A 14,111-nucleotide genomic window follows, 5' to 3' on the forward strand; every position below is an offset into this window, starting at 1 on the left:
TTTTTGGAGCTGCACCCAGGAGAGGAACGCGCGATTTCGAAGCTGAGCCTGCGAGCCCTCAACCGCGCCACGCTGCACCGCCAGTGGCTCCTCGAACGCCACGACGCGACCGCACTCGAGGCGATCGAACACCTCGTCGGCCTGCAGGCCCAATCCCCGCAAGCGCCGTACGTCGGCCTGTGGACCAGGCTCACGAACTTCGACCCGGCCGACCTCGTCACGCTCCTGGAGACCCGCCAGGCGGTCCGTGGATCGACGATGCGGGCAACCATCCACCTGATGTCGAGCCGCGACTTCCTGGCCTTCCGCCCGCTCATCCAGCCGCGGCTGGAACGCGAGGTCTTCCAGAACATCACCTACGGCCGGCACCGCCTCGAGGGCCTCGACATGAACGCCGTCCTCACCGCCGGCATCGCCCGCATGACCGAGAGCCCCGCGACCGCCGCCCAACTCCGCGATCACCTCGCGCCCCTCTACCCCGACCGCGACCCCGCCGCCCTGGCCCACGCCGTCCGCTGCCTACTCCCCACCATCCAGGTCCCACCAAGAGGCATCTGGAACAAGGGCGGCAACCCGACCATGTCCACCGCCGCCCTCTGGCTCAACTCCCCACCCGCCCCCAACCCGAGCGTCGACCCGAAATCCAACGTCGACCTGAAGGCCGACGTCGACACCATCGTCCTGCGCTACCTGGCCGCCTACGGCCCCGCGTCCGTCGCCGACGCCCAGACCTGGTCCGCCCCCACCCGCCTGAACGAGATCTTCGACCGTCTGGACCTCCGCACCTACACCGACCTCGAATCAGGCCGCACCCTCTACGACCTCCCCGACCTCTCCCTCCCCCACGAAGACACCGAGGCCCCCACCCGCTTCCTCCCCGAATACGACAACCTCCTCCTCTCCCACACCGACCGCACCCGCTTCCTGGACACCCCCACCCGTCAACGCCTAACCCACCGAGAAGTCCTCACCAAAGGCTCAGTCCTCCACCACGGCCACCCCAAAGCCCTCTGGAAACTAACCAAATCCAAATCCCAAGCCACCCTAGAAATAACCCCCCTCACCCCCTCCCCCGCCAAGCCTGGACCGCAATACAGTCCGAAGCCCAAAACCTCTTGACCTTCACCGGCCCAGTGGCATCCCGCGCAGTCGTCCGACTCGAGCGGTAATGCACAACAGCCCGACCACAAGGGTCGAGCTGTTGTGTCTCGCACTTACGCGCGCCGAATCTGCAGCAGCAGAGCCGATGCGGCAGCCACGAGCGGCAAAAGCCCCGGAGAGAACACCGCGATCACGGCAACCACGATCAGGACGACCCGAGCGATCTGCCGAAGCAGGCCGATCAAGGTGACCATCAACGAGGTCAACGCAACCAAGTTGGCATTCCAACGCTCGACTTTCTTTGTGAAAGTTGTGCGCTTAGGACGGGTGTTAGCTGCAACCATAGGACTCGACTCCTGGTTCAGGTGACGAATCGCCATAGGCTGCAGCAACAACCACGTGGCGAATCGATCACAAGTGAACGAAAGCACCACGTGGTACTTCTGTCTTTCGTACAGAGTAGCAACGGCTCGCGCTGCGTCGCGATACCTCTGAGTAGCTGATGACGTCCGGTACTCTGGTCGGGTCGGTGGAGGTGCAGCAACACCGTTGATCCCGATGAGACCGCGGCGCATCTTTGGACTCGACTCCGTGCGCCGCGGTCTGCTTATGCGCGCAGGTTGATCAGGACCGGGCCCACCCGTACGCCGTTTGATCTCGCCAGCGAGACAAGCGCGTGGCCAGTCGGTACTCCCGTGATGATGTCTGAGACCGTCCAGCGCGCACGCTCAACTCTACGAGCGCTGTAACCGGCTGTCCTACTCTCCGAGCGTCCGCCGACGGAGCCAAACTGGTCGTACTGAACTCCGGTCGTCGCGCTCCTGTTGATCGTCGTCTCGGTGACGTACTGCTCACCGAACCAACGGGAGAAGACGTCCGCGTCCAGTGGATCGATGCCGCCGAAGACCGCCTTGCAGCCTGTCGAGCCGAAAACGGTCGCGCGGACCTCCGGCGGGAAGTCCGACATGGTCTGCGACAGGAGCACAAGGCCGGCATTGTTGGACCGCAGTTTCTGTACGCCCCTGGCTACATAGTCATCGACGAATCTACCCGCCTCGTCGATGACAAGCCCTTTGAAGATCGATCTGTCCGTCTCGGAAGACGAGGTGATTTGCACGAACTGCGAGACCACCAACCGGGCCAGGATCCGCGACGCGTCCGGATACTCCGCCTCGGGCAACGCGACGCGCACTCGCACCGGACGATTCAGGTCACGCATCTGAAATGTCGGGCCGGCGTGGTCAAACAGGTTCCGCAGCGACGGGCGGTCGAGCAGTGCGAACCGCTCAACCAGGCTCGCAGCAGGATCCGCCGAGCGCTGAGTCTGTGCTTTGCGGCTGTCGAGCAACGTCTTCAACTCTTTCGATCCCGGGCCTTTGAGGCGCTCCTTCACCCGATCCATCGAGGATTGATCGGCGCGGAGAAGTCCAAGGAGTTCGGGAACCGTGGGCCATCGATGGTAGGCCTCTTCGAAAGGTGCCAGGCACGCATACAGCGCGTTCTTCGACGCGTCGATGAAATAGGCCTTGTCGTCGCTCACCCTCGGTGGGAGCAGAGCGGACGCCAGCCGGTCCGCCGCGATATCGGGCGTCCGGGATCCGCCGAAGAGGCTGAACCCACAGGTCGGATTCAGCGGATCGATCGTGACGTCGAACCACCCGTCGTATGCGAAGTCGGTCGATTTGGGATCGACAACGACCATGCTCGCCTTGCCGGTCAGAGCTGCCAGTGAGAGGTGCTCGACGATCGGCGTCGCGATACCTCGGGTCTTTCCCGAGCCTGGGGGCCCGATGACCAGGAGAGACGTCCGCAAGACGTCCAAATCGACACCGAAGTCTCCTGTGATCTCGAAATCGCTTCTGTGGTCGACCACGACCTCGCCAAGCCTAACCTGGCCAGCCAGGAGGTTATGGCGAGCGAACCGGACGCCCGGCAGATTCCGTTGTCGCGACGGATGTACAAGTGCCCCACTGCTGTCCCGCTCGACGGCAAGAGTCAACTTGTCGAGCTCCTGCGGATCGGCCATCGAGCGCTCGATGACGTGGGCGATGCGCGCTCGATCCACGTCGCTGAAATCAGCCGAGCGCGCGAGCGAATCCAACTGGCCCGCAAGGTGGGCATGCGATTCGCGGATCGGCTCCCACGGCTGGACGGTCGGACGCGGTTCGTCGGGGCGAGGTGATGGTGCGGCCGGGCCGTTGATGGTGGCTGCGACGGCGGCCAACTTCTCCCTGAGCGACTGAAGCCGTTCGCGTCGTTTGTTCATGAGCCAGTGACCTGAACGTAGCGCTCAAGCATCCGGATCCGGTCGGCTAGCGGTGGGTGCGTGGCGTAGACAGCGCCTCGCCACCCGGCAGCCCGCCGCGCCACATCCTCACCCTGTGCCTGCAGATCGTAGAAGAAGGCGATCGTGTCCCGCGCATAGCCGAGGTCCGCCGCCACTTGGTCAGCCACCAGCTCGGAGCGTCGGCTGAACCAGGCAAGCGGTATCGGCACAACGAACGGAAGGAGTGCGTAGAACGACCATCCCCAATCACCCCAGATCAAGGAATGCAGGAGAAGCCCCCCGATGGTGAGCCCAACGAAAGCGGTGATCAGGCAACCCAGCGCAGTAATTTGCGATCCCAGGCGCATCATCGACTGGATCAAGGAAAGCAATAAGCGAGCGGGCTGCGCGTACCAGAAAACGAGCAATGTTGCCCAGGGGTGGCCGCCTCGATGGTGTCCCAGCTCATGCGCGAGAACGGCTTGCAACTGACGCGGGGGCAGATTGTTCAACGCCCACCTGGTCACGGCAACTGAGCGGCCGGCGATCGATGCGCCGTTGACGCTGTCGGACTCCTCAACCCAGAGCTTGTAGTGAGCCGGATCGACACTGGCGCGCAGACATACAGCCCGCCAGGCAACCTCTAGTTTCTGCTGCTCCAGCAGCGTCGGCTTGCGCAATCGACACAGGTATTTGACGACGTAGTCCTCGGCAGCGGGCATCAGGATGATCAGTCCGGACAGGACCCACAACGTTACAACGAGAACGTCCCAGAAACCATCGAAGATCCACGACGAGACTGTCGAGACGACGCTGAGGCTCCAGATCGCCCAGGGAACGCCGAACAGAAGCTCGGCGGCGGAGGGCACCGAGAACCGCACAGCCCGCGGCGTAGGGCCACCTGCTGGAGGTTGATTGCCGACGCCGAACGAGCCTGGAGCGCTGTTGGGCGCATCAGGTGCCTGGCCTCCGCGGTTGGGTTGCCCCGTGGGCTCCCAATCATCCGCGGAGAACGAGCCCGGGCGACCATGATCGTCAGGCCCGCTCATGAGGCACCTCCGCGTTGTCCGGACAATCCACAGTTCAAGATCCCTTCACAGCATTCAACCGCTGTCGCCACGCACCGATCCCGCCGCTCGACTCAGTACATCGACACGTGGACGTGGTCGTAGTGTCCACCGGTCGCGTCGGTCGGATTGTAGACACCGCCACCGTTGTACGGGCGCCATTGGCCGGTGCGCGCACTCCAAATCTTCCCGTACCAGATGACGTACCGCATCCCGGTCTTGGCGGCGGTCTGGATCGCCCAGTTCGCATATCCGTCGCCCTTCGCACGCTCAGCTGGCGATTTCCGGGCGTCACCACCCACGAAGACGTCGCAGGCCTTGCCCTTCGGGTGATCACTTGTGGGATTCCAGGCATGCGCATCCCAGCAGGACATGCTCGGATTGTTCAGCGCCGTTCGTGCCGCCTGCACCCATGCGGCGGTCCGTGGCGTCAGGAGGCCCCCTGTACCGGTCGGATCAGGAACGCTTTGTACCTCGGCGGGCCATTGCCCAGCGATCGGGCGGCCGTTGATCAAGCCCCCGCCGCATTGATCGCCGCTCTGGACCCCGACTGAGGGTGTGCCTGACACAGCCGGATGCAGCCCGCGGCGCCCCGCGTAGGGATCGCCGGCGCGATTGAGATCGATGCCTGCCTCCTCCGCGATCGCTCGGGCCGTATTCTCCTGTCTCGCGTAGGCATCAGGAAAAGCCGAAACCTGCACTGCCTGAGCTGCCACCGTGTAGGGCATGGACACCCAGCCGGGGATATCGACCAGACCGCGTGGACTCGGTGGGTTCGCTCCACCGAAGAAGGCTTCAGCCGCATACACAGGGTCAAGGATCTGCTTGACCGTGCCCCATCCAGCTGATGGCCGCTGCTGGAAAAGGCCGACAGAGTCACGGTCACCGTAAGTCAGATTCTGTAGCTGAGATTCCTGCAACGCAGTCATGAGCGCAATCAGAGTTGCCTGGCCCGGCAACCCGCGCCGGACGGCAACGCTATCGATGATCTTCGCGTAGGAAACCTGAACGACTCGCAGCGATCCGTGGACTCGCGGATCGTCTGCACCCCCAGGCGCCCCGGGAGGACAAGCCGCGCTGACTTGATTACCTCCGGCGCCAAAGGGCGCGAGAATGACTACTGCCGTCAGCGCGAGCACTGCCCCCGCGGCGGCGAGCTTGGGACCGATACTCTTCGCGCCCGCGAACCCAGCGGCCTCTGCAAGGTCTCTCCCGCTAAACACCGTGACCGACCTTACGCCGGTTCACGGTCCAGTACCGCCGTCGACTGAGCTGACAAGCCAGCGCGCCCCGTCCGGGACAACGGTCACGAGCAGTGGCACTGCGAAGCGACCGGCGTCTTTGCCGGTCGTCTCGATGTTCACCGTCACGAGCCGGGTGATTCTGCTCGGTGTGTCGACAGGAGCGCTGTCAGGCATAGGCTTCGCGACCATCACCGAGAGGACCTTGGATGTGCCACCGCTGGTTCGCAAAGCGTCGTAGGTTGCATCGCCGGCGCCTGTGAAGCTGTCCGCGAGCTCGGGTGTTGTGAACTGCGACGCTCGCCCGACTAATTCGTTGTAGGTCTCTGTCGCGGGCGTGCGCTTGTAAAAGATGTTCGCCCAACTCCTCGTCACTTGATCTGCCTGCGCAGTCACCTCGGCACCGGGACGCTGAGTTTGCGGTGGCGGAGTCGACAGATCGGGAGTACTGCCGGCAGTCGACTCAGGAACCGTGGTTGCAGACGATCCGGAAATGAAAGTCGTCGTGTCGCCGGGCGTCAGCAACCCTGTGGGGCCTTGGTCGTCCGAGTGTCCGAAGAGGCGTGGCAGGCCGCCGCCGACTCCGAGAACCACTACGGCCAGGAGAACTACGACCGCGACGACTCCGGCCGGGCTTGCTGGTTCGTTGCGCCGTCGATCACGGAGTAACGCACGTTGCCTGGCGATGTCCTCCCGGCGTCGCTGACGCCGGCCTCGGTTCGGCACTGACTCACCGGAGGGGTCGGACGATTCCCACGCTTCATCGGTCGAGGACGATTCGTTCTCTCGCCTGCCACGGAATGCCACGGACGATCACCGCCCACCAACACGACGGGTCGTCGGGCCACTGCCGCGAGCCGCCGAGTACTCCCGGAAGTTCCGAGTCGTCGACGTCATCGTCTTCCGGGGAGCGCGACTGGCCTTCGGCGGGCCCTCCCGGAGGCTTGCTGATTGCACCAGTACCCGCCTCGGCTCGTACCCACCGTGCCTGAGCTGCGCGGCAGTCGTCGACGGCTTCATGTGACGGCCGGAGCTGAGCTCATTGGATCCGCGAGTACCGCTACCGACCGGCTTGCTGGACTCGACCGAGCCACCTTGGTAGATCGTCCCCTTGGCACGGCGACGTGAACCTACATCGTCTCGCTTGCCGGGCTTGATCTCGCCCATCGATGCGAGCACGACGCCACCTGTCTTGGAAGCATCAGGACCCGGTTTGCCAAGGCCAGGGCGAATACCGTGCGGACGCCCCTTCGAACCCCCGATACGCGAGCGTCCAGCTTCGGTCGACTGATCGCCGCCCGACGACGCCCGATCGTCTCCGCCCGCAGCCGGCTGCCGGATACCCGGCGGAGGCATGGTTCTGTAAGTGCGGCTGCTCTCTGCCCGCTCGTCCGCTGGCGCACTGCCCGGCGTACGGCCACCGGCGCCAGCTTTCGGCCGCTCCGGTGTGGGAGCCGCACCACGGCCACGAATCGCCGTGACGACACGTCGGACGGCCTGCACAGCACCTCGGCGCGCGAACGAACCCATCATCATGCTGCCGATGCCAGGTCGCATCATCGTGGTCAGTCCCTCGAGCAGCCTCCGAAGTCTGAAGGCCGCAACTAGAACGACAAGCGCCAGACAGGTAACAGGCAACCAGCCGAGGCTCTCGCTCAAGGTGAACACTGCCGTCAACATGGACAGCGCGATGCCGAAAATCAACATCGCCGCGACGGACTGGAGAACCAGACCCAGCAGTGACTCCAGCCAGTTCATGCCCCACTGTCGCGATCGGCCCGGAATGATGAACAGGCACGCGAAGACCACGCCGACGACAAGAAGCAACAGACAGCCGGCAAACGCCATCAGCGCAGTCGCTGCCAGAGCGATGATCAGGAACGCGAACATACCGGCAGCCACCGACGCAACGACAAGGACGCCGACACGGCCGAACGGGTTCTCACCCTTGGCCCACTTCACCGTGGGCGCGTCACCGCCGCCCTCGCCCTTGGCAACTTGATTGTTGATGTACTCGAGGCGCTTGTCGGAATCGATACCGGTATCGAGCATGCCCTTGCCGTATCGCTTGCAGGCCTCGATCGAGCCAAACTCCGCCACACACCACGGTGTCGCCGCGAAGCCCCTCCATGCAGCGTCTCCGGACTTACGTAGCATCGTGTCTCTGGATGACCCGGGAAAGGCCGGCTCAGGCATCTCGATGGGGGTCGTCATCGGCTTACCCAAGACCTGATCCGACGCGCCCATCACAGTCTGCGCGCCGACCTGTCGGGCACCGTCGACGCCCTTCAACCAGGTGGCGGCTCCGAACGCCAGACTGATGGCGAGCAGGCCCGCGGCGAACACCCAGACCAACTGCCCGAAGGCAGTACCGGTGGACCGACGATGGACGTACGCCGCGACGGCACCGAACGCGAGGGCCGACGGCAGCAGCCATCCCGTGAGCTGACTGCTGATCCCACCGATGGCCCCTGCGGTGGCGTCCATCAGAGGATGGATGTCCGTGAATGAGAACAACCACCATCCGACAGAGATCCCAGCACGCGTTGCGGCCACGATGAACAGCATCAGGAGTTGGGCGAACGAGTTGAAGATCGGCCTGAGCGGATCTCTCAAACTACCTTCGTAATCGAGGCTGAACGCCATCGGGTTGTACTGCTCGAACAGGGTCCTAGTGTCGCCGTGCGTGAGATCAGGCGTCGGCAGCAGGTCGCCGAATCCTGCCGGGGCCGTAGGCTGCTTCGGATCAGCGGCCAGCGCGACCTGCGTAGTGACGATCAACGAGATCGCGATAACGGTCAACGCCGTACGTGCACGGCGCTGCCACCTCATGCGACGTGTTCCTTGCCGTTGGGGCGATCGCCAGCTTGGGGAGTCTCCGGGACGGGCTCTTCGTTATCGTAGGCGGGATACATGGCCTCGTTATAGGCCGCTTCGTCTGCCTCTTGGTCGTAGACCTCGTCCGGGCCTATAGGGGACTCATGGCGAAGAGGGACGCGGAAGTTATCGCCGACGGGCGGATTGCCGTCTTGCTGGGCTGCCGCTGGGGCTGGATCGGGTGTCGGCTGACCGGCGCGTGGTGGTCCATACGATGCTGGCGCGGGCGCGGGTTGACCGTTCAAGGTGGGTGCCGCCTGAGAGGAGGGCCGGGCGTGGCCGTCTTGCGCAGCTGAAGGCGACGGCGGGGCCGCCACGGGCGAAGGCTGCACAGCTATGGCGCCTCCGCGTGGACCATGAGCCGCTGGAGGTGTGAGGCCGGATGGAGCTGCCGGCTTCGGACCAGTCTCGCGCTGCTCAGGCTGGTATGAGGTGGACGTTTCCTCAACAGCTGTCTGGTCCTGCGTGTGAGCCTCTGCTTGGGCGGTCAAGGCTGGCTCGAAGTCTTCTTCGTCTTCGGCGAAGGGGTCTTCGGGGGTGGGGGTGGGGAGCTCGGGGGTGGTGGAGTCTGTGGTGTGTTCGGATTCGGGGGTGGTGCGGAGGAGGGCGGCTACCTGTTGGCTGGGGATGTCGATCTGGACGGTGGCTACCTCGTCCCAACGGTCGCGCATGATGCAGTGGCCGTGGCGGATGGATTTGCCGTTGGCGGCCGTGTTGATGCCGCGGACCAGGGTCTGGTACGGCGGGGTTTGCGGCCGGCCGAGGAGCTCCAGGAGTGAGTCGACCTGTTCGCGGGAGCGGAGGCTGAACGCGAACAGGGTCGTGATCTGCTCGACCAGACCGGGGAGCTTCAGGATCGAGGCCGGGTCCTGGGTGTCGAGGACCAGGGACGCGCCGAGGGCACGGCCGACACGGGCGATGTAGTCCAGGAAGGACGCGCCGTCGGGGGTCTTCGTCAGCAGGTGGACCTCGGGGACGATGACGACCTTGGAGCGGCCGCGGAACTCGCGGCGGCCGGTCGTGCGGACCATCCAGGCGAGGCAGCCGCGCAGGCAGGCCATACCGACACGTTCGATCGGGGACCAGGACTCGGGGGCGGCCTCGGGTGACGGCAGCGTGAGCCCGGGCATCTGGACGACCCAGAGGCCGGGGTTGGTGGTCAGTGAGGACAGGCCGGAGGGCGGTCCGGCGACGACCGAACCGAGGCCGGTCTCGACCAGGTCGCGCAAGGCGAAACCGACCGTGCGGATGGTTTCCTGCTCGGAGTTGCACAGTCGCTGGATGACGCCCCACGAGGACGGATCCGGGGACTGGATCTCCGCACGCGTCGCGGCGACGACCGGCGCCTCGGCCGCGCCCCGCAGGTGCGGCGGCAGCAGGAGCATCAGCTGCGAAGGTGCCTGCAGCAACGCATCGTCGACGGGCAGCACCCGCAGCAGGTCCGCGGCACCCGAGAACTGTGCCGTGATCTCGATGACAGCAGTGGGTACGCCGTATTCGGCGGCGACCGCGGACACGCCCGCGGCGTCACCCTTCAGGTCCAGCAGCGGCACCCAGGCGCCGGCGAACGCGGAGTCCAGACCGCCGAGCATCGCGGCAGTCGTCTTCCCTCGACCCGACCGGCCGAGGAACAGCGTCGTCGTCGCGTCACCCAGTGCAGAACCGGCCGCCGCGTCGAAACGCACCAGACCGGGCGTCGAACCGGTCAGATAACCAATCGCCGGACCGGTGGCGTCACCAATGGACGCACCGCCCCAGAACCACGACCCGAAGAACGCCGTCGACTCGCGCACATGCCCGAGGTCAGGCACGCGCAACTGATCGCCCGGCAAGGACTCCAGCCACAGGTCACGCTGCTCGTCGGCGCCGACGGCGACCGTGATGCCGCGATCCGCATAGTGTGCGATGACCGCGTCGACGTACGCCTCGAGGTCCTCGCGGGTGTCCGCGCTGACCAGCAGCCGCGGGTGATCCTCGACCAGGGTCAGGCCGCTCCGGTTGATGTCGCGTTTGACCTCGCGCATCACGCGCTCGGTCTCGACGATCTCGTCGGCGGTCTCCTCCGCGGTGCCCTTCGCGGCCGATCGGCGCTGTTCCTTCGCGCTCTTCCGGGTCTCGTCGACCAGGTGGCGCGCGGTCTTCTTCGTCAGCACCCGGAACCGGACCGACGCCTCCACGGTGACGTCGATCTCGTCGCCGTCGTCGTCGATCGCCTTGATCTCGGACAGCGTCCGCAGCCACTCCCCCGCGCCCGGCGTCTCGAGCTCCTCGGGGAAGTCCGTCATCGCCAGGACGGTCGTGTACGCCGCGATCTGGCCGCGGGTGTCGTAGATGCGCAGGTGGTCGGTGTACGGCACCACCCGGCCCGACGTCAGCCGGGCCAGCGCAGCGCCGGTGATGAGACCACGACGCGGCGCCGCGACGGCGCCCCGGTGCATCTCACGGCTGATCAGCCACGAGATCACCTCGGCCGGCGCGGTGTGCGCCCGCCAGACCGTCGAGCCGAGCTGGCGAGCGAGCTTGCGCACCCGCTCGTCGAGGTGCGCGAGCTCCCGCGCACTGACCCGCCACGACGTCGTACCCAGGGCGTCGCTGATCGAGCCGCGGACCTGCGCGGTCGCCCGCGGGTCCCGGTCGCTGAGGTGTACGCCGAGCGCGACGTACCGCTCCGGCATCCGCATCTCGTCGATGCGGTCGGCCCGGGTCTGCGCCCACGCCTCGTGGTCGCCGAGCCGGTAGTGGCCGGCGACCGAGTCGATGTAGTCCTGGCCGGTGGAACGGCCCCAGACCACCTTGAGGTGGCTGAGCCGGTCGCCGAGGATCGTCGCGGCCGCGCTGACCGCTGCGTCCAGAGCGGCGTCCTGCTCGGCCTCGGTGGCCAGGTCGGTGTTCGCCACCGAGATCAGGAACCACGCCTCGGCACTTCGCTCGGTGACCAGCAGACCGTCGGCGATGGCCACCAGACGAGGTGGAGGCAGGCCGCGCTCGCGACCGACCCCCACCAGGTTCAGGAGCTTGTCAGCGATCTTCATCCAGGCCTCTTCCCTGATGACGTCCTGCGACTGACCCGTTGTACGTGATCCGAACCCAGCAGCCGGGCCCGCTGGTTGACGGTGATGTCCGCACCCGCGCGGACCATCGGGTCGAGCTCCACCACGACCTCGCGTTCCCACTCCGGCGTGACCCGCGCCTTGGCCAGGTCGGCGACCTTGCGGGTCGAGACGCGCTCACGCCAGGGCAGGTACTCCGACTTGTCCGCCGCCCGGGCACCGAGACCGATGATCGGCCGGTGCGCCCGCAACGCGTAGCGGACCGCGAGCGCCCACTCGGTCACCCGGCGGCGGCGTTCGTGGAACTTGCCCGGTCGCCAGCCGAACGCGGTGATCACGAACGGCGGCACGACGTACAGGCTGACGGTGGGTTTCTGCGGTACGCCGATGAACGGGAACAGCAATGCGACCCAGAGCACGATGACCACCGCACCGAAGATGATCATCCGGCGCCGGGCGCCTTCTCCGAGGTCGATCCCCAGCAGGTCGTACTGCCGGGTCTCGATCTCGAAGTGGTGGGTAAGGGTACGGCCGACGCGCATCAATTACCTCCGGACAGCAATCCCCAAAAGCCCTTGAGCACGTTGATGGTCTGGTTGTTGGCGTAGATCAGCCCGCCGACCAGCACCCCGGCCGCGATGTGGCCGAACAGCTCGCCCCACTCGCGCTTGAAGTAGTGGCCGATGGCCCGCAGTACGAGGATGGCGATGAAGATGTTCCCCGCGATGACCAGGACCCAGTCCTTGAAGTCCGCGCCGGTGGGGACGTTGGGGTCGGCCATCGGCACGGCAAGCTGAACCACGCTCGCAGCCAGTTCGTGCGTCGTCATTGCGGTGTCTCCCTTGTTGCCTCGGTCATCCGATGGCCAGTCGCTGGATTCATCCGACGGCAGCCACTTGCCATCGCTGTGCTCCGTCCGTGGCGACAGTACGCCTCAGCGTGAGCGTGTACGTCTGGTCGAGCGTGGTGTCACCCACGCCGTCCCAGGTGACGGCGGCGGTTGCCCGCCGCTCGTCGTCGTTGCCGGTGTAGACCTGCCAGTCCTTCAGCGCCCCGAACTTCACCGCACCGTTCAGGCTGCGGATGGTCGAGCCGGGGGCGGTCACGGCCGACACCTTGTTGTCCGACTCGGCGTACGCACTGAAGAAGGCCTCGGCGTCCTTCTGCGTCGCCGCGGTCAGGTCGTCGTCGGGCGCCCCCGCGCCCGGCATGTTGTCCGGCAGCGGCGCCCGCACGTCCGGCACGAACGTCGGCGGTCCACTGACCACCACGCGCGCCGACGTCCGGACCACCGGGACCGAAATGCGTTCCCAGGAGACCGGGCCTGCTGCCCAGCCCCTGCTGCCCTGTCTGGTGAAGGAGTGCACGCGCACTCGTACGTCGACGGTGCCGGTGAGCCCGTTGGAGTCGGGTTTGACCTCTCCCGGGTACGCCACGTCGGCAGTCTGCTTGCCGCGACCGTTCCAGCCCGAGCGGCTGTCCAGGCCGGCCGCGAGGTCGAGACCGATCTGGGCCGGGCGGGCGTCCGGTGCGTTCTCGTCCCAGGTCAGGTACGAGACGGCGTACCGCGTCGCGACCGCCCGGGCCTCGTCGGACGGGAAGCTGCTCTGCCCGCTGACCACCGTCTCGGGCGTCCGGTTCGGGCTGACCCAGGAGCGGATGCCACTGATCGCGGCCAGCAGCAGTACGACGACCACGAGCCCACGGAAGAACCGCCGGGCCCAGGTTGAGAACGACGACTCCGGCTCGGTCGACCACGGCGTCTGTCCGGGCCCCATTACCTCGCGGGCCGGGCCTGGCGCGGCATGGGCGCCCTGCGGGCCGTGCGGGGAACGCTGTTTCAAACGCTCGGGTGGACGGTGTCCGGGGTCCTGCTGCGCGCCGTCCGGGGTCCGGGCGGCGGGACGACGGGGAGGAGCCATCACACCGCCGGGTGGCGGTGGGGTCTTGCCCTGCGGAGCGGAGTACTGCGCGGCCACGCCCTGCGCCTGGCGAGGAGTGGGTGACACCGGGCCCCCGGGGTGGTCCCACCACTCCGGTGCGGTGTTCTGCGGGCGTCCCTTGCCCGGTTTCTTCGTCCGGCGCTGGTCCGACCAGTGCTCACCTTGTGGCGGCAGGTTCAGCAACGTTCGCCACCAACTCATCCCTACCCGCCCCTCAGACAGCAGTTACGCGGACAGTAGCCGCGAGGATACGGCACGCAACCATCCTCCGGGAGGCCTGAGCCCGGCATCCGGATGCTCCATCGCTCCCCGCAGCCATACTGTTACCCGACTCGCGCGCGGTGTCACCTTGAACGGCCAGGCGTGACACCTTCGGTACCGTCGTCATAGCTCCTCTCTCATGCCCACCCGGGGTCCGGGCAAGCAGCGCACACCATGCCACACGCCGCGGACAGGTTCGAAAATCCGTGCGAACAACATGGTAAAAGAACGCATCAACTGATCACGCATAGTAACCGATCCGGCGGTCCGCCTGTGGAAAACTCTCCCGTGGTGAAGGGTCAAAA

Annotated in this window: 11 protein-coding genes; 1 reads left to right on the forward strand and 10 read right to left on the reverse strand. The window is 66.1% G+C overall.

The window, feature by feature from the left end; genetic code table 11:
* The first annotated feature begins 3 nt into the window (after positions 1-3).
* Positions 4-1,119 carry a winged helix DNA-binding domain-containing protein gene (locus ACFYRH_RS36230; RefSeq protein WP_387784603.1) on the forward strand — a complete coding sequence of 372 codons (1,116 nt, stop codon included), beginning with the start codon at positions 4-6 and terminating at the stop codon, positions 1,117-1,119.
* A gap of 95 nt (positions 1,120-1,214) precedes the next feature.
* Here ACFYRH_RS36230 and ACFYRH_RS36235 read toward each other — a convergent pair whose 3' ends face one another.
* The 10 genes from ACFYRH_RS36235 to ACFYRH_RS36280 form a co-directional block, all read right to left on the reverse strand.
* Complete coding sequence (locus ACFYRH_RS36235) at positions 1,215-1,535, reverse strand: hypothetical protein (protein ID WP_387784605.1); 321 nt, start codon at positions 1,533-1,535, stop codon at positions 1,215-1,217.
* A gap of 173 nt (positions 1,536-1,708) precedes the next feature.
* Positions 1,709-3,367 (reverse strand): type IV secretory system conjugative DNA transfer family protein, encoded by a 1,659-nt coding sequence (locus ACFYRH_RS36240; RefSeq protein WP_387784607.1) that lies wholly within the window; start codon positions 3,365-3,367, stop codon positions 1,709-1,711.
* A complete protein-coding gene (locus tag ACFYRH_RS36245; RefSeq protein WP_387784609.1) occupies positions 3,364-4,248 on the reverse strand; it encodes a M48 family metalloprotease in 885 nt (294 codons plus the stop codon). The genes ACFYRH_RS36240 and ACFYRH_RS36245 overlap by 4 nt, the downstream gene beginning before the upstream one ends.
* A 260-nt stretch (positions 4,249-4,508) precedes the next feature.
* On the reverse strand, positions 4,509-5,363 hold the full coding sequence (locus ACFYRH_RS36250; RefSeq protein ID WP_387784611.1) for a hypothetical protein: 855 nt from the start codon (positions 5,361-5,363) through the stop codon (positions 4,509-4,511).
* Positions 5,364-5,678: 315 nt separating this feature from the next.
* Positions 5,679-6,071, reverse strand: a complete 393-nt coding sequence (locus ACFYRH_RS36255; protein ID WP_387784613.1) for a hypothetical protein — start codon at positions 6,069-6,071, stop codon at positions 5,679-5,681.
* A 417-nt stretch (positions 6,072-6,488) separates the two neighbouring features.
* Positions 6,489-8,507 (reverse strand): hypothetical protein, encoded by a 2,019-nt coding sequence (locus ACFYRH_RS36260; RefSeq protein ID WP_387784614.1) that lies wholly within the window; start codon positions 8,505-8,507, stop codon positions 6,489-6,491.
* Positions 8,504-11,584, reverse strand: coding sequence for an ATP-binding protein (locus ACFYRH_RS36265; RefSeq protein WP_387784616.1), 3,081 nt, complete (start codon positions 11,582-11,584; stop codon positions 8,504-8,506). The genes ACFYRH_RS36260 and ACFYRH_RS36265 overlap by 4 nt, the downstream gene beginning before the upstream one ends.
* The gene (locus ACFYRH_RS36270) at positions 11,581-12,144 is read right to left on the reverse strand and encodes a hypothetical protein (RefSeq protein WP_387784618.1); all 564 of its coding nucleotides are present in this window, start codon (positions 12,142-12,144) and stop codon (positions 11,581-11,583) included. The genes ACFYRH_RS36265 and ACFYRH_RS36270 overlap by 4 nt, the downstream gene beginning before the upstream one ends.
* The gene (locus ACFYRH_RS36275; RefSeq protein WP_134118528.1) at positions 12,144-12,431 is read right to left on the reverse strand and encodes a hypothetical protein; all 288 of its coding nucleotides are present in this window, start codon (positions 12,429-12,431) and stop codon (positions 12,144-12,146) included. Before ACFYRH_RS36275 ends, ACFYRH_RS36270 begins: the two co-directional genes overlap by 1 nt.
* Positions 12,432-12,480: 49 nt before the next feature.
* A complete protein-coding gene (locus ACFYRH_RS36280) occupies positions 12,481-13,746 on the reverse strand; it encodes a conjugal transfer protein (protein WP_387784620.1) in 1,266 nt (421 codons plus the stop codon).
* Between the last annotated feature and the right edge of the window lie 365 nt (positions 13,747-14,111).

Origin of the sequence: Kribbella sp. NPDC004875 (assembly GCF_042873375.1) — a bacterium.
In the GTDB taxonomy this organism is placed as follows: Bacteria; Actinomycetota; Actinomycetes; order Propionibacteriales; family Kribbellaceae; genus Kribbella.